At 60.7% G+C, this 25,075-nt stretch carries 22 protein-coding genes; 6 read left to right on the forward strand and 16 right to left on the reverse strand.

Features of this window, described 5'->3' with window-relative positions:
- Positions 1-222: 222 nt before the first annotated feature.
- The 4 genes from DW913_RS00715 (at position 223) to DW913_RS00730 (ending at position 4,995) form a co-directional block, all read left to right on the forward strand.
- Positions 223-3,288, forward strand: a complete 3,066-nt coding sequence (locus tag DW913_RS00715; protein WP_117797220.1) for an insulinase family protein — start codon at positions 223-225, stop codon at positions 3,286-3,288.
- 397 nt (positions 3,289-3,685) lie between these two features.
- Complete coding sequence (locus DW913_RS10260) at positions 3,686-3,949, forward strand: type II toxin-antitoxin system HicA family toxin (RefSeq protein ID WP_117776679.1); 264 nt, start codon at positions 3,686-3,688, stop codon at positions 3,947-3,949.
- Positions 3,942-4,271, forward strand: a complete 330-nt coding sequence (locus DW913_RS00725) for a type II toxin-antitoxin system HicB family antitoxin (protein WP_117634371.1) — start codon at positions 3,942-3,944, stop codon at positions 4,269-4,271. Before DW913_RS10260 ends, DW913_RS00725 begins: the two co-directional genes overlap by 8 nt.
- A 127-nt stretch (positions 4,272-4,398) precedes the next feature.
- Positions 4,399-4,995: a 5-formyltetrahydrofolate cyclo-ligase gene (locus tag DW913_RS00730; RefSeq protein ID WP_117797222.1), complete on the forward strand. Its 597-nt coding sequence runs from the start codon at positions 4,399-4,401 to the stop codon at positions 4,993-4,995.
- Between the two features lie 42 nt (positions 4,996-5,037).
- Here DW913_RS00730 and metA read toward each other — a convergent pair whose 3' ends face one another.
- Complete coding sequence (gene metA, locus DW913_RS00735; protein WP_055250586.1) at positions 5,038-5,964, reverse strand: homoserine O-succinyltransferase; 927 nt, start codon at positions 5,962-5,964, stop codon at positions 5,038-5,040.
- A gap of 211 nt (positions 5,965-6,175) precedes the next feature.
- On the opposite strand from metA, the gene DW913_RS00740 reads away from it, so the two are divergent.
- Positions 6,176-7,153: an L-lactate dehydrogenase gene (locus tag DW913_RS00740; RefSeq protein WP_117797224.1), complete on the forward strand. Its 978-nt coding sequence runs from the start codon at positions 6,176-6,178 to the stop codon at positions 7,151-7,153.
- 378 nt (positions 7,154-7,531) lie between these two features.
- On the opposite strand, the gene DW913_RS00745 is transcribed toward DW913_RS00740, so the two are convergent.
- From DW913_RS00745 to DW913_RS00800, 12 genes are all read right to left on the reverse strand, one after another.
- Positions 7,532-8,500, reverse strand: coding sequence for an SIS domain-containing protein (locus DW913_RS00745; protein WP_117797226.1), 969 nt, complete (start codon positions 8,498-8,500; stop codon positions 7,532-7,534).
- 144 nt (positions 8,501-8,644) lie between these two features.
- Complete coding sequence (locus tag DW913_RS00750) at positions 8,645-9,409, reverse strand: GntR family transcriptional regulator (protein WP_117797383.1); 765 nt, start codon at positions 9,407-9,409, stop codon at positions 8,645-8,647.
- 2 nt (positions 9,410-9,411) lie between these two features.
- Positions 9,412-11,391, reverse strand: coding sequence for an ATP-dependent DNA helicase RecQ (locus DW913_RS00755; RefSeq protein WP_117797228.1), 1,980 nt, complete (start codon positions 11,389-11,391; stop codon positions 9,412-9,414).
- A gap of 419 nt (positions 11,392-11,810) precedes the next feature.
- Positions 11,811-12,530, reverse strand: coding sequence for a GntR family transcriptional regulator (locus DW913_RS00760; protein WP_117736865.1), 720 nt, complete (start codon positions 12,528-12,530; stop codon positions 11,811-11,813).
- A gap of 104 nt (positions 12,531-12,634) precedes the next feature.
- Complete coding sequence (locus DW913_RS00765; RefSeq protein WP_117797230.1) at positions 12,635-13,642, reverse strand: YitT family protein; 1,008 nt, start codon at positions 13,640-13,642, stop codon at positions 12,635-12,637.
- Between the two features lie 353 nt (positions 13,643-13,995).
- A complete protein-coding gene (locus DW913_RS00770) occupies positions 13,996-14,625 on the reverse strand; it encodes an HAD family phosphatase (RefSeq protein WP_158558606.1) in 630 nt (209 codons plus the stop codon).
- Between the two features lie 156 nt (positions 14,626-14,781).
- A complete protein-coding gene (locus DW913_RS00775) occupies positions 14,782-15,765 on the reverse strand; it encodes an SIS domain-containing protein (protein WP_229077274.1) in 984 nt (327 codons plus the stop codon).
- A gap of 198 nt (positions 15,766-15,963) precedes the next feature.
- Positions 15,964-16,797: a PTS system mannose/fructose/sorbose family transporter subunit IID gene (locus tag DW913_RS00780; RefSeq protein ID WP_117629034.1), complete on the reverse strand. Its 834-nt coding sequence runs from the start codon at positions 16,795-16,797 to the stop codon at positions 15,964-15,966.
- Between the two features lie 13 nt (positions 16,798-16,810).
- A complete protein-coding gene (locus DW913_RS00785; protein ID WP_022095161.1) occupies positions 16,811-17,605 on the reverse strand; it encodes a PTS sugar transporter subunit IIC in 795 nt (264 codons plus the stop codon).
- 36 nt (positions 17,606-17,641) lie between these two features.
- A complete protein-coding gene (locus tag DW913_RS00790) occupies positions 17,642-18,565 on the reverse strand; it encodes a PTS mannose/fructose/sorbose transporter subunit IIAB (RefSeq protein ID WP_117640938.1) in 924 nt (307 codons plus the stop codon).
- A gap of 204 nt (positions 18,566-18,769) precedes the next feature.
- A complete protein-coding gene (locus tag DW913_RS00795) occupies positions 18,770-19,852 on the reverse strand; it encodes a DMT family transporter (protein WP_117797232.1) in 1,083 nt (360 codons plus the stop codon).
- Positions 19,853-20,144: 292 nt separating this feature from the next.
- Complete coding sequence (locus DW913_RS00800) at positions 20,145-21,137, reverse strand: SIS domain-containing protein (protein WP_117640936.1); 993 nt, start codon at positions 21,135-21,137, stop codon at positions 20,145-20,147.
- Positions 21,138-21,341: 204 nt separating this feature from the next.
- On the opposite strand from DW913_RS00800, the gene DW913_RS00805 reads away from it, so the two are divergent.
- The gene (locus DW913_RS00805; RefSeq protein WP_117797234.1) at positions 21,342-22,064 is read left to right on the forward strand and encodes a GntR family transcriptional regulator; all 723 of its coding nucleotides are present in this window, start codon (positions 21,342-21,344) and stop codon (positions 22,062-22,064) included.
- Positions 22,065-22,452: 388 nt separating this feature from the next.
- Here the strand turns inward: DW913_RS00805 and DW913_RS00810 are convergent, their stop codons facing one another.
- The 3 genes from DW913_RS00810 to DW913_RS00820 form a co-directional block, all read right to left on the reverse strand.
- Positions 22,453-23,043 carry a GNAT family N-acetyltransferase gene (locus DW913_RS00810; protein ID WP_117797236.1) on the reverse strand — a complete coding sequence of 197 codons (591 nt, stop codon included), beginning with the start codon at positions 23,041-23,043 and terminating at the stop codon, positions 22,453-22,455.
- Between the two features lie 77 nt (positions 23,044-23,120).
- The gene (locus tag DW913_RS00815) at positions 23,121-24,146 is read right to left on the reverse strand and encodes a low specificity L-threonine aldolase (RefSeq protein ID WP_117797238.1); all 1,026 of its coding nucleotides are present in this window, start codon (positions 24,144-24,146) and stop codon (positions 23,121-23,123) included.
- Positions 24,147-24,191: 45 nt separating this feature from the next.
- Positions 24,192-25,055: a phosphatase PAP2 family protein gene (locus tag DW913_RS00820; RefSeq protein WP_117797240.1), complete on the reverse strand. Its 864-nt coding sequence runs from the start codon at positions 25,053-25,055 to the stop codon at positions 24,192-24,194.
- Positions 25,056-25,075 lie beyond the last annotated feature (20 nt).

Here is a 25,075-nt window from a genome sequence, read left to right on the forward strand (position 1 = left end):
AGAACTTTTTAGGAGTCCATATATTTCCTAAATGATTCGGTAAACGGGGTGTTATTTCACTTTAGCGGGATACAGCGGCTACCCGCGGCATCCGCCGTCAACCCAGTTAGGCTAGTCCACCCACATCGTCTTCAGTTCGATGCAGAGCCGCGGCCCCATATGGGTATACTCTCGGGGATTCGACTCGATTCGCCCCCGTTGGGGCGTCAAAGGAGACTGCATATGTCCACTACCTCAACCGACCCGCGCGCCGCTGCTGCCGCGCTGCTGGTGCCCGGCACTACCTGCCACGGCTTTACCGTCGAGCGCTGCGAGACCGTACCCGAGCTCGACTCGGACGCTTACGTGCTGCGCCATACCACCTCGGGCGCTCGCCTGCTGTACCTGGCGTGCAACGACGAAAACAAGGCCTTTGCCATCGGTTTTAAAACGCCGCCGGCCGATTCCACTGGCGTGTTCCATATTCTTGAGCACTCGGTGCTGTGCGGATCGGCCAAGTTCCCCGTCAAGGAGCCGTTTGTCGACCTGATCAAGAGCTCCATGCAGACGTTCCTCAACGCCATGACCTACCCCGACAAAACCATCTACCCCGTTGCCACCACCAACGAACAGGACCTGTACAACCTGATGGACGTGTACCTGGACGCAGTGTTCAACCCGGCCATCTATACCAAGCCCACCATTTTTGAGCAGGAAGGCTGGCACTACGAGCTGGACCTGCCGGAGGGCGACGGCGCCGATGACGACACCGGCGAGGTAGATTTTGAGGCATGTCCCAAAAATCTACGCGAGGGAACGCTGCGCTACAACGGCGTGGTGTTCAACGAGATGAAGGGCGCGCTGTCCGACCCCATGAGCGTGCTGGACGACGCCGTCAACGCCGCGCTCTACCCCGACACGGCCTATGCGCACGAGAGCGGCGGCGATCCGCGCGCGATTCCCGCGCTCACCTACGAGCAGTTCCTGGACACGCACGCGCGCCATTACAACCCCTCCAACTCCTACATCACGCTCTACGGCGACCTGGACGTGGACCGCGCGCTGGCCTTTTTGGACGAGCGCTATCTGTCGCAGTCGAGCGCCGCGAGCCGCCGCATGGACGCAGCCGTCGCCGCCGGCGAGGACCCGTCTGCGCTGGCGCCCAATCCGCTGGTCGTGCAGACACCCGTGACCTGCGAGTATAAGCGCGTCGAGATGTCCACCACGCCCGAAAACGCCCTGGTGGGCCTGGGCCTTGTGCTGGGCAGCGCACTCGACCGCAAGCGCACGATCGCCGCGGACATCCTGTTCGAGGCGCTGCTGGGCTCCAACGAAGCGCCGGTTAAGAAGGCCATTCTGGCCGCTGGCCTGGGCGGCAACGTGGTGAGCTACACCGCGGCCGAAAGCCTGCAGCCCTACGAGCTCATCATGCTGCAAAACGCGCAGCCCGGCGTGGCGCGCGAGCTGCGCCGCGTGTTCCAGGACGCCTGCCGCGACCTGTGCGAGCACGGCATTCCGCGCGAGCGCCTGGAAGCCATCATCAGCAGCAACGAATACGACCTGCGCCAGCGCGACTACGGCATCGCCGACGGCGTGGCCATTGCGTGCGACGCGCTGAGCACCTGGCTCTACGATGACGACGCCGCAACGCTGGCGCTCAAGTACGGCCCGGTGTACGAGGAGCTGCGTAGCGAGCTGGACGGCAGCTACTTTGAGGACCTGCTGCGCGAGCTGGTGCTGCAGAACGACCACATGGCGCTGGTCGAGCTGGTGCCGGTGGACGCCGCTGAGGGTTCGGAGGGCGTCGAGGCCGCCGAGCTGGCAGCCAAGCGCGATGCCATGACCAATGCCGAGCTGGCCGATGTGGTCGAGCGCACGGCCGCGTTGCGTGCCGCACAGGAGGCGGAAGACACGCCCGAGGCCAAGGCCACGCTGCCACGCCTGCGTGTATCCGACATTGGCGAGGCACGCCCCGAGCCGCCGCTCGTTGTGGACACGACCGCGCCCATCCCCTGCCTGCGCCACGGCATCCCCACCAACCGCCTGGCCTACGCCATGCAGTACTTCGACCTGAGCTGCGTCGCGTTTGAGGACCTGCCTTATGTGACGCTGCTCTGCCGCCTGCTTAAGCAGCTGCCCACGAGCGAGCACTCGGCCGAGGAGCTCGACAACTTGCTTGCCGGCAAGCTGGGCTTTTTGAGCTTTACGACCGAGGTCATGACCCAGCCCGACGTGGACGGCGTGCGCCCCTACCTGCTGGTGAGCGCCGGCGCCCTGTCCGAGAAGATCGATGCGCTGGCGAGCCTGCCGCGCGAGGTGTGGTCGAGCACGCTTTTGCTCGATGCCGACGCCGACCGCGTGCGCGACGTGCTCACGCAGATTCGCATTGGGCTCGAGCAGGGCTTTATCAACAACGGTCACTCGGCGGCGCTCGGTCGCGCGATGAGCTACAGCTCGCCTTCGGCCGTGGTGCGCGAGCAGCTTTCGGGCGTTGATTTCTATCTGTTCCTGCGCGATCTGCTCGAGCACTTTGACGAGCGACTGGACGACCTGCGCGCCAAGCTTGCCGAGTTGGCAGGTCGTATCTTTGTGGTCGACGGCTGCATGGCGAGCTTTACCGGCAGCGATGAGGACTTTGACGCGTACTGGGATGCCGCGGGCGACCTGGAGCTTGGCGCAGGCGACGGCGCCGATGCCGGCCGCAACGCGCTCGTGGTGCCGACGCCGCGCGACCGTCACGAGGCTTTCGTCATCCCCAGCGACATTTGCTTTGCGGCAAGCGCGTGCGACCCGCGTCGCTTGGGGCTCGACGTGACGGGCGCCTGGGCGGTTGCCGCCAACGCGCTCTCCTACGACTACCTGTGGAACGAGATCCGCGTGAAGGGCGGTGCGTACGGCTGCGGATTCCGCGCTGCCGGCGAGCGTCAGGCGGCGTTCTACACCTACCGCGACCCAGCAATCGACCCCTCGATTGAGCGCGTGGCGCGCGCAGGCGAATGGCTCGGCAGCTTTGAACCTGACGAGGCCGCCTTCGAGGGCTTTATCGTGAGCTGCGTGAGCGGCATGGACGCGCCCGTGAAGCCGTACGCGCTCACCAAACGCCGCAACACGACCTACCTGGCTGGACTCGATCCGCACGCCCGCGAGGAGCGCCGCGCCCAGATGCTTGCGGCCACACCCGGTGAGCTGCGCTCGCTCGGCGCCGATGTGACGCGCATCGCAGCCGCGTCGCCCACCTGCGTCTTTGGCGGCCGCGACGTCATCGCCAAGAGCAACGCCGGCTTTAACGTCATCGACCTGCTGGGCTAACGCACAGCAAAGGTAGATTTTTGGGACATGCCTGAAAATCTACCTTTTTTCTGCGGCTTGGGCGGGGCGGCGCAGCCCACCGCGGCGGTTTGTCTCAATCTGTAACATCTAGACGGCAATATCGGCTCCAGATGTTACAGATCGAGACGTTTCCGAATGTCGCCGGCTCTTTGTCTCGATCTGTAACAGCTAGGCCCATTTTTGCCGAGTTACTGTTACAGATCGAGACGAACTGCCGCAGACGCCCACTCCACAGCACAGACCACCACAAAGGTGCCTGTCCCCTTTCTCAGTGGTGATTCGAACACTTGTTCTATACGTACACATGTTCTATATTATGAGTGTTTGCATCGGACTTAAATTGCAACTAGAATATAGTTGCAGAATGTGAGGCGGGATGACTCGAGCCGATAAACTCATCGCCCAACTGTTTAGCTGCCCTTCGACGTATCGGTATGCCGATTTTTTAAAAGTCATGGTCTCATATGGCTTTGAAATGGACAGCAAAGGCAAGACTTCCGGATCGCGCGTTCGCTTCTACAGGCCCTCAGATGGCAGGATGTTCGTGATGCACGCGCCTCATCCATCTGACGAATTGACAGCGGGGACAATTCGAAACATCGTTCGATTTCTGCAGGATGTCGGAGGCAGTCATGAGTAACGTTTTGGCATACAAGGGCTATTTCGCCCCAGTCGAGTTCGATGCCGAGCAGCGTGTACTAACAGGTATGGTCGCCGGCATTAGAGACGCAATCGTATTTGAAGGCTCCACGGCTGAAGAAGTGGAACAATGCTTCCACGACGCCGTCGACGATTACCTTGAGTTTTGCGCCGAGAAGGGCAAAGAGCCCGAGCGGGCTTTTAAGGGCTCGTTCAACGTAAGAACGGGCTCTGAGCTCCACAAACAGGCGGCGCTGGCAGCGGCAAAGAAGGGCGAGTCACTCAATAAGTTTGTGACCGAAGCAATCGCCGCGGCGTTATAGCGTTAACGCATGGGCCAAAACCACCACAAAGGGGACAGGCACCTTTGTGGTGGTTTCGACATTTGCCCAGATAAAACCTGCCAAAATAAACCTGCCCTTTTTGGTAGGTTTGGGAGAGGAAGCCGGGATGGACAAGGCTGAGTTGCGGCGGGCGGTGATTGCTCGGCGCGATGCTCTTGATTTGGACTTGCGGGCGGCGAAGTCTGCTGATATCTGTGCGCGGCTGGTTGAGCTGCTGGGCCGCTTGGATGCCGCGGCGCCGCACACCGTTGCCGTCTATGCCGCGATGGGTTCCGAAGTCGACTCAGCCGCGTTTGCCGCAGCTGCCGCCAAACGTGGCTGGCGCGTGGCCTATCCGTGCATGCTCTCGGCAACAGACGCCGCAGCTTGTGGCCAGCGCATGTGTATGCGGGCAGTTGCTGCCGGCGACGCGGACGCGGCTACGTTTATCGCCCACCCCACGCGGGCCTTTGCGGCCACGGACATCGACAGCAGCCGCTTCCCCATTGTGCCTGCCGAAGCTCTCGACATGATCGTCGTGCCGCTCGTGGCTTTCGACCGCGCCGGCGCGCGCCTGGGCTACGGCGGCGGCTGCTACGACCGCTACCTGCCCACGCTTCGTCCCGACTGCCACATCATCGGCATCGCCTTTGACGAACAACGCATCAACCACGTCCCCACCGATGCCCACGACCTGCCGCTGCCCAACATCATCAGCGCCTAATCGCCGCCACATCAACCACGGCTACAGCAGTACCATCGCAGCCTAGTGCTCCTCGCCGGCGCGGGCTAGGTCGTAGGGCGTGGTCTGGTAGACGTAATAGTTGAGCCAGTTGGTGTAGAGCAGCTGAGCTTGGCTGCGCCAGACGTTGCGCGGCTCGGCAGTGGGGTCATCATTCGGGAAGTAATGCGCCGGCACCTGAGGGTTGAGCCCGCGCTTCACGTCGCGCTCGTACTCCAGGCGCAACGTATCGGTATCGTACTCGGGATGGCCAAAGACAAAGAAGCGACGACTGTCCGTCGACTTGACGATGTACAGCCCCACCTCGTCGGACACGGCCACGACCTCGAGCTGCGGCTCGGCCTCCACGTCCTCGCGGCGCACATCGGTGTTGCGCGAATGCACGGCATAGAAACGGTCGTCAAAGCCGCGGACCAGCGGGCTTTGCGGCTTGACCAGATAATGCTCGAACACGCCGCTCGCCTTTGCCGGCAGGTCATACTTCTGAATGCCGTAATGATGGTACAGACCGGCCTGCGCGCCCCAACAAATGTGCAGCGTAGAGTGCACGTGCGTGGTGGACCAATCCATGATCTGGCAGAGCTCGGGCCAGTAGTCGACCTCCTCGAACGGCATCTGCTCCACCGGCGCGCCCGTGATGATCAGGCCGTCGTAGTGGATGTCGCGGATGTCGTCGAACGTGCGGTAAAACGTCTCCAGGTGGCCGGCGCTCACGTGGGTGGCCTCGTGCGTTTTGGTGCGCAGCAGGTCCACCTCCACCTGCAGCGGCGTGTTGGAGAGCTTGCGCATGATCTGCGTCTCGGTGGCGATCTTGGTGGGCATGAGGTTGAGGATGAGCACGCGCAGCGGACGGATGTCCTGGTGCAGCGCGCGGTACTCGGTCATGACAAAGATGTTCTCGCTCTCGAGCTGCGCGGCGGCAGGGAGGGCGTCGGGGATGCGAATGGGCATGGATGCTCCTTACGAGTCAGTTGCAGCTATGGTACAACGACCGGCCCCATCCGCGCGAGCACATCGCCCGGCGATGTCGCCGGCGGCCCAAATCACTCCAAAAGTAGAGATTAAAGCATGTCCCAAAAATCTACTTCGCTTTAGCCTAGCAAAGTGACGGCAGGAGGCTACAATGGTTCGACGCGAAAAACTCGGCCGAAAGGATACATATATGTACCAGACGCGTAAGATCGGTGTGGTCGGCCAGGGCCACGTAGGAGCACATGTCGCCAACAGCCTGCTCATGCAGGGCATTGCCGATGAGCTGTACCTGTGCGATATCAACGAGGCCAAGGTGACGTCCGAGGTCCAGGACCTGCGCGACTCCCTCTCGTTTGTCCCGTACAACACCAAGATCGTCAACTGCTACGACCACTACGAGGAGCTGGCCTGCTGCGACGTCATCGTCAACGCCGCCGGCAAGGTCGCGCTGGCCGCCGGCAACCGCGACGGCGAGCTGTTCTTTACCACCGACGCCGCCCGCACCTTTGCCAAGCGCATCGTCGACGCCGGCTTTGACGGCATCTTCGTGAGCATCTCCAACCCCTGCGACGTCGTGTGCACCGAGCTGTGGCACCTGACCGGCTACGATCCCAAGAAGATCATCGGCTCGGGCTGCGGCCTGGACTCCGCCCGCCTGCGCACCGAGATCTCCAAGAAGGTCGGCGTGAGCCCCAAGTCCATCGACGCCTACATGATCGGCGAGCACGGCTTTAGCCAGCTTGCCGCCTTTAAGGCCGCAACCATCGCCGGCAAAAACCTCAACGAGCTTCAGGCCGAGAACCCCGACAAGTACTCCTTTGACCACATGGAGGTCGAGGAGCTCGCGCGTAAGGGCGGCTATGTGACCTACCAGGGCAAGCAGTGCACCGAATACGCCGTCGCCAACTCCGCCGCGCGCGTCTGCGCCGCCGTGCTGCACAACGAGCACGCCGTGCTTTCCGCTTCCACGCTCATGACCGGCCAGTATGGCGAGGAGGGTATCTTTACCTCCCTGCCGTGCGTGATCGGTGCCGAGGGCGTCGAGGAGGTCTACACGCTCGACCTGTCCGAGTACGAGCTCGAGGGCTTCCACAAGAGCTGCCAGCACATCCGCGACAACATCGCCCAGCTCGACTGGTGGGACACCGAGGCCTACGATGCAAAGTAGGCCGATGGCTGCCGCAACCTTGCGAATCTAAGCGCGATACTAAGCGGGCCGCGCCGGAAATCCCCGGCGCGGCCCGCTTTTTTGACTCACGCAGTGCCCTTGCGAATCGAAGGTGAATACTTTTCCGCGAAGTGAACGAGCAAAAACGAGCCCCCGAAGCATCGACACTTTTCAGACGCCGTTTCCTGCGGTTTCGCCGAGTTTTTCCTGCAGTTTTGGCGTCAAAAAGTGTGGATGCTTCGGGGGTCCAAAATAGGTCGTTCACTTCGCGGAAAAGTATTCACCTTCGTTTTCGCGCAGACACGAATCCGGCCGCCACAACGCAAAACGGGGCCCGCGCGCAGCGCAGACCCCGTCAAAAAAGATAATTCCCGTTACCTAGTACTGCTCGATGCCCATGTAGCGACGAACCTCGGGGCTGTGGTCGAACACCTTGCCGCGGGCGGCGCGCAGCTCGCAGCTCATGTTGTAGAAGAAGATCGGCTCCAGGTACGAACGCACGCTGGCAGGCACGTCGCCCACGCCGTACTCGAGTGCGTCGAGCACCATGACCGTATCGGTGTGCGTGTTGAGGAACGCCAGCGCGCGCTCCTCCATGGGGCGGCACTCGCCCGATCCGAGCTGCACAAAGTAGAACACGCCGGGCTCGGTAGCCTCGAACGGGCCGTGGAAGTACTCGCCGGAGTGGATGTAGCAGCAGTGCTGCCACTGCATCTCCATGAGCGAGCAGATGGCCATGGCATAGGTCTGGCTAAAGTTGGGGCCGGAGCCCAGGATATAGAAGAACTTGTGGTGCTGGCAGAGCTCGGCAAAGCGATCGCCCAGCTCGGCATTGACCTTCTCGCGGGCAGCGGGCAACAGCGCATCCATCTGCTTAAGGCCGGCGTACATATCGGCGAGCGCCTCGTAACCCTCCTGCTGGTCGAGCAGCTCGGCAGCCATCAGGACGCCGATGCCTTGCGGAACCTCGGCCTGCGGCACGCCTTCGCCCCACGGATAGACCCAGGTGGTCCACTTGCCGTTATCAATCTTGGAGCCCTCGCAGTCGGTCATGGCCACGACCTCGGCGCCGGCTGCCAGCGCCATCTCGCAACCGTCGACGACCTCCTGCGTATTGCCGCTGTGACTGCAGGCGATGACGAGTGACTTCTCGCCAAGACTCTTGGGGGCCATCAGGCAAAACTCGCGCGCCGTGTAAACCGTCGAGGTAAACGTGGTCGCCTCGCGCTTGAGCAGCTCGTTGGCCGGCATCAGGTCGATCATCGAACCGCCGCAAGCAATCCAAAAGACGTTCTCAATCTTGCCCTTGCGCTCGATAATTTCCTGAACCAGATCGTGTGCGTTCATGGTGATGTCCCTCCTTGTGTGGCGGTTTCGAACGACGACAGCTCGTACCTGCGGTCGTTCTATGTTGTCCTATTTATAGCACGTGTAATAACGCCCGTGAAGTCATCCCGGCAAATTTGTTCTATGTTGTTCTATCTGTGGACGTTAGATGTCGAACACGTAGCGCGAGCCCACGATCTTTTGGCGCCCGAGCAGCAGGGGGCGCTCGTCTGCATCGGTAAAATACCCCTCCATATAAAAGAGCGGCTCGCCGACCGGCACCTCCAGCAGCGGGGCCGCCTGGGCATCCGCCAGCGCAATCTCCACGGTGCAGGGGTCGGACTTGAGCGGCGCGCGACCCGAATGCTCGGCAACGAGCGAGAAGATCGAGTTGTCGGCGAGGTCCTTATCGGCAAGCGTCTGCAGGTAGGGATGGTCGGCGAGCACAAAGGCGTTGTTCTCGAGCATGACGGGCACGCCGTCTGCCGTGCGCACGCGCTCGACCACAATGAGCTCGCAGCCGGGTTCCACGCCAAAAAATGCCGCGTCCTCGTGCGTCGCCGCAACCACCGTGCGCGACACCAGGCGCGCTCCGGCCACCATGTCGTTGGCGGCGCAACCCTCGGAAAAGCTCTGGACGTCGCCTTTCTGGACAATCTTGCGCTTGAGCTTGGGAGCGCACACAAAGGTGCCCCTCCCCTGCTGTCGGTGGAGATACCCCGCGCGCGACAGCTCCTCGATGGCACGGCGCACGGTGATGCGCCCCACGCCGTAGGACTTCGCGAGCTCCATCTCGGCAGGAATGCGCGAACCGGCAGGGTACACGCCGCGCGCGATCTCGCCCTTTAGGTCGTCCATAACCTGCTGGTACAGCGGCACGGCGGACACCTCGGCGCGCTCGGAACGTTCGGTCTTGCTATCGGCTGCCATCATTACGCTCCATCCCGCGCATGCTCGGACTCAAATTCTTCAATCGCCGCCATAAACTGCTCGCCAAAGGCGTCGGCCTTTTTCTCGCCAATGCCGTTGACCCGGATCAGCTCCTCGCGCGTTTGAGGGCGCAGGCGGCACAGGCCGCGCAGAGCCTTGTCGGAAAAGACCATATACGGCGCCATCTCCAGCTCGGTCGAGATCTCCTTGCGCAAGGCACGCAGGCGCTCGAACAGCTCGGCATCGTCGCCCACGCGCGGGCGCTGATCCAGCTCAGCCTCCTCGCGCAGCAGATCCACCGCGCGGCGGGCGCGGGCCGAGGCCTTGCGCTTGGACGCGCGACGCTTAACGGTAAAGGCGAACGCCTCATCCTCGACCTCGCCGGCACGCGGGCCCAGCCCAACGACCGGGTACTGCCCCTGCGAGGTGGCCAGATAACCGCGGCCGCACAGCTGGCCGATGATGTCCTTGATGCGCCCGACCGATTCGCTCGACAGCTCACCGTAGCCGCGGTCCTCGTCCAGATGCATCTGGCGAATGCGCTCGGTGTTGCCGCCGTGGAGCACGTCGGCGATCAGCGACTTGCCAAAACGCATGGGACGCGTGGCCACATAGCGCACGGCAGCGCGGGCCATATCGGTGACGTCCTCGACCTCGAACTGCGTGAGGCAGTTGCTGCAGTTGCCGCAGCCCTCGGCTTCGTCCGTGGCGGTGCCGCCCGCGGCGGCTGCCGCATGCTCGGCCGCGGCCTCGTCGCCAAAGTAGCGCAGCATGTATTCGCGCAGGCAGCCGGTGGTGTTGCAGTAGCCCTCCATCTGGCTGAGCAGGCGATATCGATTCTGGAGCGCCCACGCGCGCTGCTCGTCGTCGAGCGCCTCATCGGCAGCATCGCCGCGGTCGATCAAAAAGCGACGCATGCGAAAATCGTTACCGTTCCACAGCAGATGGCAGCTGGCCGGGTCGCCATCGCGGCCGGCGCGGCCCGCCTCCTGGTAGTAGGCTTCGATGCTCTCGGGCACGTTGTTGTGAATCACGTAGCGCACGTTGGGCTTGTCGATGCCCATGCCAAAGGCGTTGGTGGCAACCATCACCTGGATATCGTCGTCAATAAAGGCACGCTGGCTTTGGCGGCGGGCGTCGTTACCCATGCCGGCATGGTAGCGGCCAACGCGAATGCCGCTGGGGCCCAGCGCTTCGGCAAGCTCGCCTGCCAGCGCATCGACCGTCTTGCGGGTCGAGCAATACACGATGCCGCTCTCGCTCGAATGCGCGATCACGTAGTCGCGCACCCACGCTGCCTTGGCCTTGTCGCCCATCTCCTCGCAGCCAAAGTAGAGGTTCTTGCGATCGAAGCCCGTCACCACCGTCGCGGGATTTTGCAGGCCGAGCATCTGCTGAATGTCCGCGCGCACACGCTCAGTCGCCGTAGCGGTAAAGGCCGCCACGATGGGGCGCTGCGGCAGGGAATCGATGAACTCACGAATCTGCAGGTAGGCGGGGCGGAAATCCTGGCCCCATTGGCTCACGCAGTGGGCCTCGTCAATGGCCACGAGCGGCACGCCAATGCCGCCGTCCGCCGCGGCCTCCTGCGCAAAGGCTAAAAAGCGCGGCTCGAGCAGGCGCTCGGGCGCCACGTACATAAGTTGGTAGCGGCCCTCGCGCGCCCGCTTGAGCACGGTGTTTTGCTGGGCCGGAGTAAGGCTGGAGTTGAGATAACTGGGGCGCGCACCCGCCGCGAGCAGCGCGCGGGTCTGGTCCTCCATAAGCGACAGCAACGGACTCACCACAAAGGTGATGCCGGGCAGCATGAGCGCGGGTACCTGGTAGCAAATGGACTTGCCGGCGCCCGTGGGCATAACGCCCAGCGCGTCGCAGCCGGCAAGGATCGCATCGACCATACGGTCCTGCCCCGGGCGAAACGAGGTGTAGCCAAAATAGGCGCCGAGCGTGTCGAGCGCCGTCTGCTGCATGCTATCGGTCATGGTTTCCTAACGTCCAAGTCATCTGCCGCCGATTATACGCCGCCACGCGGACCGGTGCCGCACGGCTGCCGGCCACAAGCAACGCGATCCGAGGGAACGAGCGTGGATTTTTGGACACTTTCCTGATGAGCATGGATAATCTCCCACTTTGAGCCCGTCACCGAGCCAAAAACGGGAGATTATCCACGCTCATTCTGCGGGTAGTCGATGTTTTGGCAAAGTCAGCGAAAGCCCGTCAGAGCGAGCAAGGTGCCTTGAAACGAGGCGGCATTGACCTTCTGGTCATGCCGCCGAAGTTGAAAGGCAGATTGCCGCTCTGGCGGGCTTGCAGCGTCGACCGGTCCGCCGTTCGTCAGAACGGCGGAACCAAAGGCGCAGCGTCGAGCCGTTGCGCGGTTTGGAAAACCGCGCAACTAGAGCTACATCACCATGACGTAGCGGCTGCCCACGTAGTACTGCTTACCCATCAGGACCGGCTCGCCATTGGGGCCGATAAAGCCGGCACGCAGATTGAGCAGTGGATCGTGCGGAGCAATGCCCAACTCGGCCGCTTGCTCGGCGTTAGCGCGAACGGCCTCGACCGTACGGTAGCCAACCGAGACAATCGGCGTTCCGCCAACACGCTCGACCTCGGCAAAAATCGACTTGTCCTCAAGATCGGCCGTCAACAGCTCACGGTATGTATCAAACGGCACAAAGATGTTTTCCTCAAAGATGGGCTCGCCGTCGGCCGTACGCACGCGCTTAATGTGCAGTAGCAGCGCGTCCTTCTGCAGGCCAAAGAACTCCATCTCGTTTTGACGTGCCGGCACAATCTGGCGATCGACCACGTGTGCACCCGCCTTCATGTCATTGTCGGCACACAGCGCGGTAAACGTCTGCAACGTCGAGGCGTGGAACTGGCGGTTGATGTGCGGCGTGGAGACAAAGGTGCCGCGGCCCTGCTGCTTAACCAGGTAGCCATCGGAGCACAGCTCCTCAACGGCGCGACGCACCGTAATGCGGCTTACCTCGTACTGCTCGGCAAGCTCAAGCTCGGACGGGATACGCTCCTTGGGTGCATAAACACCTTTCTCGATCGCATCCTTGATTTCGTCGTAAATCTGCTGGTAAAGTGGTGCATTTTTGGGTGCGGGCATATCTGATCACTCTTATCAAAATAGCGAAATAACTAATACGTATATAACGTCTTTTTATATGTTATCTCAGTTTGATAAAACGATACACCACATACAGCAAATCCTTACTTGCCGTCGTCCTGCTGCAGACTGTCCTGCTCGCTGAGGCGCGCCTGCCTGCTGGCCATGCGCGCGGGCTTGTCGGGATCGGGTACGGCCGTGGGCATGGGCTCGTCGACATGACCGCCCCACCAGCCGCCCACGAAGTTGAGCGTGTGGAACACATTGATCACGGCGCCGGGATCAATATCGCACACCAGCTTGATAATGTCCTGGCTCTCGTAGGTCGAGACAACGGCGTGCAGCAGATACATCTTTTCGCGGCTGTATCCGCCAATGACCTCGGCGCAGCTAATGCCATGCTGAAAATGGTCAACATAGGCTGTCATGACCTCGTCTGCCTTGCATGTCGTGATCTGCAGCGTCACACGGTCGTAGCGTCGGTAGAAACTGTCGATGGTCTTGGTCGAAATAAACTGGAACACGATGGAATACGCCGCATTGTCCCAGCCAAACATAAAGCCAAAGATCGCCAGGATAGCGCAGTTAAAGCCAAAGATGACGCCCCAGATGGTCTTGCCTGTATGGTTGGAAACCCACAGCGCGATAAAGTCGGTGCCGCCGGTGGATGCGCCGGACTTAAGCGCGATGGCGGCGCCCAGGCCCGAGACCACGCCGCCAAAGATGATGAGCATGATCTTGTCGCCCAAAAACGGGGCGAAGTGAAAGATGTTGAGGAACAGCGACGAGAGCATGACCTGCATCATCGAGAAGATGACGAAGCGCTTGCTGATGCCGTTCCAGCAAAGGAGCGCCACGGGGATGTTGAGCGCGAGCATGCCGAGCGAGATGTCGATATGAACGCCGCCGAGCGAGGTGACGCGATCGAGCAGGACCGCGACGCCGGTGAGGCCGCTCGGAAGCAGGTCGGCGGGGCGAATGAACGCCTGAATCAGAAATGTCTGGAGAACGGCGGAGATGGTGACCGCCACGGCAGTAATGGCGCGGCGGACGATGGTGAGACGGCCGAGCACGAGCACGCGGTCCGTGAGCTGATCGATGGCGTTCGCCACGTAGGCTCCTTTCGAAGGCAGATGTAATTGTGGGGCATGCCGGCGATTGTAGCATGGAGCGCGAGAGGGCGCTTCAATTCACCCTCTCTCGACAACCAAAACGAGCCAGCAGCTCCCCAACCAAAGAGCCAAATTCTAAGTGAGTAGACTTTTCGCGATCTACCAAGCACGCTCAAAACAGCCACCTCTCCGACCTGCGGTTTTACTAAGGCAGATACGCTTTGTGCTCGGCATGTGCCAAAAAGTCTACTCACTTAGTCCGAGTCGAAGCCAAACGGATCTAAATCGAAGCCAAAATGAGCCAATCCACCGCAAGAGACGTGTGAATCCGCACTTCTTGCGGCGAATTGACGCTACAAAGCGGTCAGAATGTCGGCGAGGTTGTCGATGACGGCGTCGGCTCCCGTTTGGTCCAGGTTAACGCCCTCGTGCGGACGCAGTGCCAGGACGCGCGCGCCGGAGCGCTTGCCGGCCTCGATGCCCAAAGGCGAGTCCTCGATAACCAGGCACTCGGTAGGCTCCACACCCAGCGCCTCCATGGCACGCAGGTAGATCTCGGGGTCGGGCTTAAATGCACTGCACTCGTGACCGCTGATGGTGTAGTCCAGCACGTCGGTGATACCGGCAATCTCCACCAGCTCGTCAATGAGCTCGCGATAGGACGAGCTCGCGATGGCACACTTGACGCCGCGCTCGTGCAGCTCGCGCATCACCGGCTCCGTCTGCTCGTTGAGCAGCTCGGCATACGGAACAGGGTGAACCGGGCTGTAGACCTGCTTGTACTCAACGCGCAAGCGCTCGCGCAGCTCAACATCGTCGGGCACCAGCGACTTCCAGATGGCAGGCTCGTTAGACCCCGAAAGATCGGGGATCTCGTCAAAGTGGAACCCCTTTTCCTCCATAAACGCCACGCGGCGACGGTTGTAGAACCACTCGGTATCGACCAGCACGCCGTCCATATCAAACAGCACTGCCTTGATCATACGCATCTCCTCCCACCTGCCAAAAAGGGACAGGTTTATTTTGGTAGGTTTTATCTGGTGTTTTGCGACGCGACAGACACGCCCCCAAAGCAAAAAGGGGACGGGGCGCAAACCCCATCCCCTCTCAATCAACCCGTAAGGTCTACTTACTTGTGATTAGTAGGAAAGCTTCCACATGTAGCGACGCATGGTCAGCGGGTGCTGACGAGCCTCGGCGATCTGGTTGCCGTACTCGCGCATAACGGCGAGGTGCAGCAGCGGGTTGAAGTAGGTGATGACGCTCGCGGGCACGGCGTCAGCCAGGCCGTAGTCCTTGGAGTCGATCAGAGCGACCTTGGCGCCCATGCGCTCAAGGAAGGTGAGGGCGCGGGCGTCCATCGGACGGGTAGCGCCATCGGACATGAAGAAGACGTAGGGCTTACCCTCGGTGGAAACCTCGAACGGGCCGTGGAAGTACTCGCCGGTGTTGTAGGCGGCGGCGTCGATCCACTGCATCTCGGTGAACAGGAAGGCGGCGTGAGAATAAGCCATCTTCTCGGAGGCACCGGAAGCCATGAAGTAGATCATCTTGTCGTCCTTGAAGTCCTCGGCGAACTTCTTGGCGAGCTTCTTGCAGTGCTGAGCGGCGTTCTCGCAGAGATCGAAAACGTTGGTGAGGCCGGTGATCATGTCCTCGTAGTGGTCATAGCCCTCGGTCTGCTGAAGGATCTCGAGAGCAAGAGCGATGGCGTAGCCAGGCTTCTCGCACTTGGCAGCGTAGTTGGCATGGAAGCCGTGAACGATGACGTGGTCGGCGTCGACGGTCAGAGCGGAGCCGGCCTTGTTGGTGAGGGAGACGACCGGGCAGTTGTGCTTCTTGGCGGTCTTGTTGGCCTCGACGGTCTCGGGCGTGGAGCCACCGAGGGAGCAGGTGATCACGAAGGTGTGCTCGTTGACCCAGGAAGGCGTGTCGTAGTTGAACTCGTTAGCGGTGAAGATCTGAACGTTCAGCTTGTCCGTGTTGTTGGCCAGGAAGTACTTGGCAGGGTAAAGGTCGGACATGGAAGCACCGCAGCCGACGAAGGCGACGCTGTGGATCTCGTGGTTGGACAGGACGTCAGCGACGATCTGCTTAGGGAGGTTAAGGTCGATCTCGTACATCTGACACATTCCTTTCGATTTTTTGCGGCGCCACATTGCCGGGCGCTCGCAGGGTTACCGTGGTTTGGACCGAGTCGCCGGCCCGTTGAGGATGTGACAAAGGGACTGTCCTTTGTCACGTATAGGGATGGAAGCCTGCCTGGGGTATGGGATGCCAGACAGGCCCCCGGGGGAAAGCGGTTAGACGCTGGGTCGCGACTAGGCCAGGATGCCGGCCGCGGAGAGGGCGATGCCGCCCACGATGGCGATCACGAGAAGCCAACCGGTGTTGACGTTCTTCTTGATGAGCCAGTACATAAGGCCGGTGAGGCCGAGGGAGATCATCTGGGGCATCATGCCGTCCAGGATGTCCTGGATCACGACGGTGCCGTCAGCGAACTGCAGCGGGGTGGTGGCGCCGATCAGCGTGGCGATCATGCCGCCCACGGACATAAGACCCACGATACCGCAGACATACATGAGCTTCTCCATGAGGTCGCCGCCCTGAAGCTTGCTCAGGTACTCGTGGCCGCCCTGATAGCCCATCTTGGCTGCGAACCAAGTGATCAGCACAGAGGGGACGATGGAGATGAGCATGGCCAGGATCGGGCCCATGATGGAGCCCTGCTGAGCCAGCTGAACGCCCAGGCCAAAGGCGATAACGCGGATGGTGCCCTGGAAGAGGGAGTCACCGATGCCGGAAAGCGGACCCATGAGGGAGGTCTTGACCGCGTTGATCGAATCGGGGTCGAAGTTCTCGGGATCCTTGGCGTACTCCTCCTCCATGGAGGCGGCGAGACCTAGGACAAAAGCGCTCGTCTGCGGGGTGCAGTTGTAGAACGCCATGTGACGGTGGTAAGCCTCTTTCTTAGCAGCGAGCTGCTTGGGGTCGGACTCATCCGGATAGAGGCGATCGAGCGTGGGAACCATGCCGTAGAGGAAGCCCATGTTCATCTGACGCTCGTAGTTCCAAGAGGCCTGGATGGCCCAGGAGCGCCAGAAGAACTGGCTGACCTTCTTGTTCAGGGACACGTCCTTGGTTGCGGTTGCCATAGTGTGTTCCTCCTTAGTCTTCGTCGTCTTCGAGCGGATCGTAGTCGGAATCGACACCGGCGGCTGCATGGGAACCGTTGAACTTGAAGCCCATGAAGACGACAGCCAGGCACACACCGATCAGAGCGACCGCGATGACGGACAGGTTGAGGTAAGCGGCGAGCAGGAAACCGATGAACAGGAACGGAGTCATACCCTTCTTGATCATCATGGTGAGCAGCAGGGCCAAGCCGTAGGCGGTCATGATCTTGGTCGAAACGTTAAGACCAGTGGACAGCCACTCGGGAACCATGTTGACGATGGCCTGAACCAGGTCGGTGCCAACAAAGACGGCGAGGAAGATCGGCAGGAAGTACATGATGGCGTACAGACCGGAGCCGGCGCAGATGTGCATACGGTAGGCGGTCTTGAACTTTCCGTTATCGATCGCGCTATCTGCCACATGGGTGAGGGCGGCGATGATGGAACGGAACACGATGCCGAGGAGCTGACCCAGGACGGCGACCGGGATGGCGATCGTCATGGCGGTCTCGGCGGAAGCATCGGTCAGGCACGCAAAGGCAGCGGCCACGATGCCGCCCAGGACCATATCGGGCGGAACGGCGGCGCCGACCTGCACCAGGCCCATGGACACGAGCTCGACGGCGGCACCGACGGCAAGGCCGGTGGGCACATCGCCCAGCAGCAGACCGACGAGCGTAGCGCCAACGAGGGGCTGCTCGAAGTTAAGACGACCGAGCAGGCGGGAGTCCCACATGCAGAACACGCCGACGAGGCCGACGAGCACCGCACTGATGAACGTATTCATACCCTTCTCCTTTCAGTCAGGCAAAAGCCTGGTTGATTACAGCTTGGCGTCGATGTCGACGCTCTGATACGTAGGGGTCTGCTGGACATAGAGCTTAATGCCCATGTCGAGCAGCTGGTTGACGTCGGCCTTCTGGGTGGCGTCGAAGAAGACGGAGCTGTCCTTGCCGCCGACCTGTTCGGCACCGTCGTGGTTGGCGGTGGCGCCCAGGTTGATGGCGTCGAGCTTGTAGCCCTGGCAGAACTGCAGCATCTCGGCAGTGTTGCCAAAGACGAACATGACGCGCTCGCCGAGGGTGTTGAGCTTGTCCATCTTGGCGAGGGCACGCTCGACGGTGAAGACGTTCAGGCGCACGCCCTGGGGCTTGGCCAGCTTAAGAGCGCCCTTCTTGATGTCATCGTTGGCGGCAGCGTTGTCGACGACGATGATGCGCTCGGCCTGAACCTTGGTGGTCCAGGTAAAGACGACCTGGCCGTGCAGCAGACGGTAGTCAAGACGTGCGAGGACGATCTTGGCGGGACCGGAGCTGTGACGGGACGCCTTGGCCTTCTTGGCGGGAGCCGCGGCGACCTCGACCGGTGCGTTGGGGTTGGTCAGACCGGTGCGGGCCTCGTTGATGAGGGCCGCGAGCTCGGCACCCTTGACGGGGGCGGGGCTCATAGCGAGCGTCAGTGCCAGCGGAATGTTGAAACCGCTGACAACCGTGAACTTCGTGCCGTTCTTGGAAAGCTCGACCATGCTGTTGTTGACCGAGCTGCCGAGCATATCGGTCAGCACATAGACGGTGTCGTCCGCGTTGAACGTGGCGATCATGGCGTCCACCTTATTGGTGATGGGCTCCTTGTCGTCACGAGCAAGCGACACGACGTGGACGTTCGACACGTCGCCGAGAACCATCTCGAGCGTGTCTTTGGCGCCTGCGGCCAGGCCGCCATGAGATGCGAGAATGATCTGATTCATCTTGCCTCCTCCTTTTCGTTATGGTCATTATAACGTCTTATACGTTGCTTATTTTGCTAATTAGTATATAAACCGTTCGCGGGTGAAAAACGACCGTTGGCGGGTTTAACGCAATCGAAACGATGGTCTTGGGTAGGTCGGCGCTGGCTAGGCACCGCCCGGCCAAACGCCGGGCGCTACCTGCTCAAACACTCCGCCAATCCCCTATCGCACGAAGTACCAGGGGCTTTCCTGCACGGTGGGCTCCAGCGTAATGCCCGTGCGCTCGCGGAACAGATCCATGTCCTGCGATTTCTCCGTCCACCACGCGTTGGGCTTAAAGGTCATGCTCTCAATGACATGGTCGACAAACACACTGTTGCGCAGCTTGGAAAAGTCGGTGTTCATGATCACGATGGACGCGAGCACCAAAACGATGCCCAGAACCTTGATCGCACCGGCGGGCTCGGCGTAGACACCAATGCCCAGCAGCACGGTGACGACCGTCTCGAATGACATTACGACGGGAACTTTCGACGTCTCGAGCCCCATGGACAGACCCTGCATATATAAGACATAGGCCACGGCTGTGGGGATGAGTCCAAAGCCAAGGAACAGCAGCAGCAGCTGTGGCGACATTGCTGCGGCGACATCTGGCCACGGAGCCGCGATAGCCGCCATAACCGCACCGCCAAAAACAAGGCCCCAAAACGTGACAGCCAGCGGGTGGACCGTCTTGGTTGCTATCCGGCTAAACACCGCGAGCGACGCGCCACAAAAGCCCGCAATCACGCCCGACGTGACGCCCCAAACCGAAAAATGAAAACCGGAAAGGTCGCCATCGGTCACTGCAAGTACACAGCCACCGATGTTAAAAGCGATGGCAACGAGCTTGTTGGGAGTCACATCCTCGCGATAAAGTACGCGACCGAGCATGACGCCAAACACCGGCGAGGTGTAAAGCAGCACCGAGGCCGTGGACATGCCCACCTCGCCCATGCACTCGTAATAAAGCGTGTTAGCGGTGGCGAGGCCGATAATGCCAAGAAGCGCACAAGGAACAAGCTCTTTAGGACTTGCCTTGAACAGTGCCAGGGGACCCGATGCCTTTCCCTCACGAGCACCTCCCTGGCAACCCATGAATGCCAAGACCGGAGCCATTAAGACGGCACCCGACAACAAGCGAAAGGCAGCCATACTCTGGGACGTAACGCCCATGGCCGAGATGCCGTTTACAAAGATTCCGATGCTGCCCCACATAAGCGCGGCGATCAGCACCAGCACATAGCCCAGATTGCTTTTCTTCAACGCAGCCTCCTCGGTATTGTTTCCAATATGTTTCACACTACGTTATAGTCGTTATATACATTTTTCAAGGCACAAATCGGCAAACGGGAAATCTCTAGACAAAGGGAGTGTCCCGCCAGCCACGGTATCGTCGATGTTTTGGCAATGTCAGCGAAAACCCGCCAGAGCGAGCAAGGTGCCTTGAAGTGAGGCGGCATTGACCTTCTGGTCATGCCGCCGAAGCTGAAAGGTAGATTGCCGCTCTGGCGGGTTTGCAGCGTCGAGCGGTTACGGCGTTTGGTAAACGCCGTAACTAATACTCAAGCTTCCACATGTAGCGGCGCGTCATGTAGTCCTTGTGGGTAACGGCAGAGAGAGCGCGCATGTACACGTTGTTGAGAATCGGGGCAAAGATCAGGTGGTTGAAGTACTCGCTCACGCTGTCCTTGATGTCGTTGAGGCCGAGCTCCTTGGCGTCGAGCTGATAGACGCGCTCGCCACCGTACTGGTTGACGAAGCGGATGCCGCGCTCGTCATTGCAGCGGCTGCGGCCGACGCTGATGAGCTGGAACAGCGAGGTGCGCTTGTCCAGAATCTCGAAGGGGCCGTGGAAGAAGTCGCAGGTGTTGATGGTGCAGGAGTCGATCTGCAGCATCTCCTGCACGTTGCAGATGCTAAAGACGTAGGCGGCACCAAAGAGCGGGCCCTGGGCCATGACGTTGATGCAGGGCTTGTCGGCGTTCTGCTCGGCCCACTTAGCAGCGAGCGGACGGGTGTACTCGACGGCCTTGCGATAGATGGGGTCGACCAAGTCGAACGCGGCCATAGCGGTCTCGTACTCGGCATAGCCCTCGGTCTGCTGCGTGAGCTCCATGGCGATCATGGTCACGACGGCGGAGTTGGTGCGGCCCATGCAAGACTCGTCAACGGCCAAGCTGTCGTACTGGATCTTGTAGTCGCAGACCTCGGTGAGGCCGGACTCGTCAACATAGATGGCGATGGTGCTGGCGCCGTGGTCCTTGGCGACCTGGGCGGCGACGATGGTCTCCTTGGTGCCGCGCATGGACACGACGACGGCCAGGGTGTTCTCGTTAACGTAGGCAGGGGTTGCGTGCACGAACTCGTTGCTGGTGTAGCTGGAGCTCACGACCTGCGTGGCCTCGTGCTCCATAAAGTACTGAGCAGGATAGTTGCCGCCGTTGGATCCGCCGGCGCCAATCCACACGACGCGCCTGATGCCGCCCTTGTCTGCCTTGTCAGCCAAAACCTGGGAGACGACATCCTTAACCTGTTCCTGAGTAGTCATCGTGCATCAGCCTTTCTTCTCGTTTGATGCTCTTGATGGCATACAAGTTACATACATGTTTTGGTTATGTCGACTAGTTGTATGCTATATTTGTCTTAGATATTTTGCTGTAAAGTTTTCGGCAATCCATTATCAGCGGTTTTGTTGTCATGTTGGATACATGCTTGGTTCAGTAAGCATACAGGTTAGATACAGGTTGTTCGCATGAGCACTTCGTCGAAAAAGAACTTGGCCCAATACGAGCGTCTGGCGGGTACGCTGCGTGACCGCATCGCCGCCGGCATCTACGCGCGCGGAGACAAGCTGCCGTCCGAGATGGAGCTCATGGGCGAATCGGGCCTGTCGCGCAGCACTGTGCGTCACGCGCTTAAGGTGCTTGTTGACGAGGGTCTGGTTCGCACCGAGCGCGGACGCGGCGCCTTTGTGGCTGACACGCCGGCGCTCCACGAGAACAACCTGGTGTTTTCGAGCTATACCAAGCAGGTCGAAGGCCAGGGTATGAAGCCCACCACGCGCACGGTGGACTCGGGCTTTGCCAAAGCAATGGGCAGCGTGGCCAAGTTCTTTGACGCTAGCGTGGGCAGCAAGCTTGTCAAACTTGTCCGCCTGCGTTACCTGGACGATGCGCCACTGTGCCTGGAGACCACCTATTTGCCGCCAAGCTTTGGGTCGCTCATCGATCGCGATATCAACGGTTCGCTCTACGCCACGCTGCGCCAGGAGTTCCATCGTGCGCCGGCGCAGGGGCATAAGACCTTTGAGGTGTGCTATGCGTCGCAAAACGAGGCATTTTTGCTCAACGTCGAGCGCGGGCAGGCGCTGATCCTGATCACCGACTACGTCTACGACACCGACGGCCGTCCGCTCCATGTCTCCAAGCGCATCCAACGCACCGACCGCGCCAAATACACCGAGCCCATCGGCTAGCGCACCAAACGAGGCAAAATGTACCTAATAAACGTTTTACCTGCGGTTTTTATTAAATCTCAAGCCGGCATGGCGCAAATGCCAACATCGCCTGGCAACACTCGCCGCCCAAGCTCAACTGTTCCTGCCCAAAATATCCAGCACCGTAAATCTAAGTGAGTAGACTTTTCGCGACCTGCCGAGCACATTCAAAACAGCCACCTCCGTGACCTGCGGTTTTACTAAGGCAGATACGCTTTGTGCTCGGCCTGCGCCAAAAAGTCTACTCACTTAGCCCGCAAGGCGTCCCGAGGGGACAATCCAGGTCAAAATAGCGTACAAACGCCACGCTTCTTGCGGCGATTTGATACCACAAGACAGCCAAAAACCTGCCAAAATAAACCTGTCCCTAAATGGTAGGTTTGAGGAGGTCGGGGAACCAGGTTGGTTTGGGTTGGTTGGGAATGCGCTCGGCTAGAACCAGCTCCATCCAGCACATGTCGTACCAGCGGCCGAACTTTTGGGCGCAGCGGTCAAAGGCGCCCACCAGGCGATACCCCATATGAGCATGGAAGTCCTGGCTGTTGTGCGTCAGGTACTCGTCGTCCTTGTCGTGCGGCACGGCGATGAGCGCGCACATGTTGGTGATGCCCATCGCGATCAGGCATTGCTTGAGTGCATCGTGCAGTTTGCGGCCCAGGCCGCCGTGACGTACGTCGCGCGCCAGGTAGATTGACGTCTCGACCGACCAGTCATAGGCCTCGCGGTTGTTGAGCGGGCTCACATAGGCATAGCCTACCGGAAGCCCGTCCAGCTCCATCACCAAATACGGATAGCGCTTGAGCGTACGCTCGATGCGCCCGGCGAACTCCTCAACGCTCGGTACCTCGTATTCGCAGGTAATCGCCGTCTGGCGCACATATGGCTCATAGATGGCAAGCAACGCCGGCGCGTCTTCGGGCGTCGCCAGGCGAATCGTCGGATCGGACATCTCGGGCATACAGCCCCTCCCCCTCAAAAGCAAAGACCGCCTTGCGCCAAACCCAAGCGCAAGGCGGCCCTCGTCATTGCATCAAGCTACAGGACAGCCGCCAGCGCGTCGATGTCCTCCTGCGTCGTGGCCCAGCTGGTGCAAAAGCGCACCACCGTGTGGGTCTCGTCGTACTTTTCCCAGTACTCGATCGAGGCATGCTCGCGAATGCGGGCCATATCCTCGTTGGGCAGAATCACGAACTGTTGGTTCGTAGGCGTCTCCAAGAAGAACTCGTAGCCGCGCTCATGCAGCACGCGGCGCAGCGCCTGAGCCGTCTCAATCGCCTGGCGACCGATCTCAAAATACAGGCCATTGGTAAAGAGCGCCTCAAACTGCACGCCCGTCAGGCGGCCCTTGGCCAACAGCGCGCCGTGCTGCTTAATACGCGGAATGGGATGCGCCGGGGCGTGCATGCCGCAGAACACCACAGCCTCGCCGCAGAGCGCGCCGCACTTGGTGCCGCCAATGTAGAATACGTCGCACAGCTGCGCCAGCTCGGGCAGGGTAATGTCGCACTCATCGGCCGCCAGCGCATAGGCCAGGCGGGCGCCATCCACAAACAGCGGAATCTCGCGCTTCTGGCACACCGCATGGATTGCCGCGAGCTCAGCCTTGGAGTACAGCGTGCCGTACTCGGTCGACAGGCTCACATACACGGCGCCCGGAAACACCATGTGCTCACAGCTCTCGTTTTCGTAGAACACTTGGATATAGTTTTCGAGATCCTCGGCGTGCATCTTGCCCTCGTAGCCGGGGATGGTGAGCACCTTGTGGCCGCCAAACTCGATGGCGCCCGCCTCGTGGCAGGCAACGTGGCCGGTCTCGGCGGCAACCACGCCCTCGTACGGCGCGAGCAGCATGTCAATCACCGTCGCGTTGGTCTGCGTGCCGCCCACCAGCAAAAATACGTCGGCATCGGGAGCCTGACAGGCCTCGCGAATCAGCTGCTTGGCACGCTCGGTGTGCGCATCGGTGCCATAGCCAGGCTGCGGCTCCATGTTGGTGTCGACGAGCGCCTGCAGCACCGCCGGATGTGCGCCGTGGGAATAGTCGTTGTTGAACGCGAGCATGGCAATCCTCTCTTACCAGGTATCGGCCAGATGATTCAGGTGGGGCTATTGTACGCCGTGAGGATAGGCAATGCGCGCGGCAAGGCACTCAAGTGCCAACACCAGGGCAAAGCCGCAGCTCACGTCAGTCAAAAAATGTGCACCGATCACGATACGGCCAAAGGCGACGAGCGCCGCGACCACGGCAGCGACCCAAAAGACCACGCGGCGTCGCGACGGCTTTTCCGTAAAAGCCGCCGCGGGAAGCCCGGCGAGCATAAGGCCGATCGCCGCGTGCGCCGTGTGTCCGCTCGCAAACGACTTAAAGCCGTCCTTGATTACGCCGGCGGCGATATAGGTCCACTTGTCGGGGTTGCCAATCACCCACCACGGCTGAAAATTGAGCCCCGGCGTGACCTCGATCACGCGCATGCGCGGGCGCGACCACAGCGGCTTGACAACCACGTTGAGGATGATGGCCTGAGCGACCCACACGGCAAGCACCATCAGCGCCCAGCGCGTGAGCTCGTCGGGGTCGGTGTCACGCGTAAGGCGATAGGCGATGAGGTTGACCGCGATGACCAGCACAAACGTCAGCACCAACTGAGCCGCGATGAGTTTGCCGCCAACCCTCAGGGACGAAACGATCTCGTAGCCGGTCAGGCCCACGTTGACCAGAACGCCCAGCGCGGCAAGCCACTTGCTCGTCTTGGAATCGGGGCGTGCCGAACGCACGAGCATAACGCCCGCGATGCTCGCCGTCAGCTCGAACGGCAGCTCACCGGCCGCCTCGACAAAGCGACCGTACATGCTGCCGATGTTGAACAGCGCACTCGAGATTTGATAATCAAAGAAGCTGCCCACGCCCAGACAAAGGCACAGGACGGCCGCGATAATGGCGACATCTTTCTTATAGATGTATCCGAACATGCTTTCCTTTCGGTCGGGCG

This window comes from Collinsella sp. AM42-18AC (genome assembly GCF_003467965.1).
Taxonomy (GTDB): domain Bacteria; phylum Actinomycetota; class Coriobacteriia; order Coriobacteriales; family Coriobacteriaceae; genus Collinsella.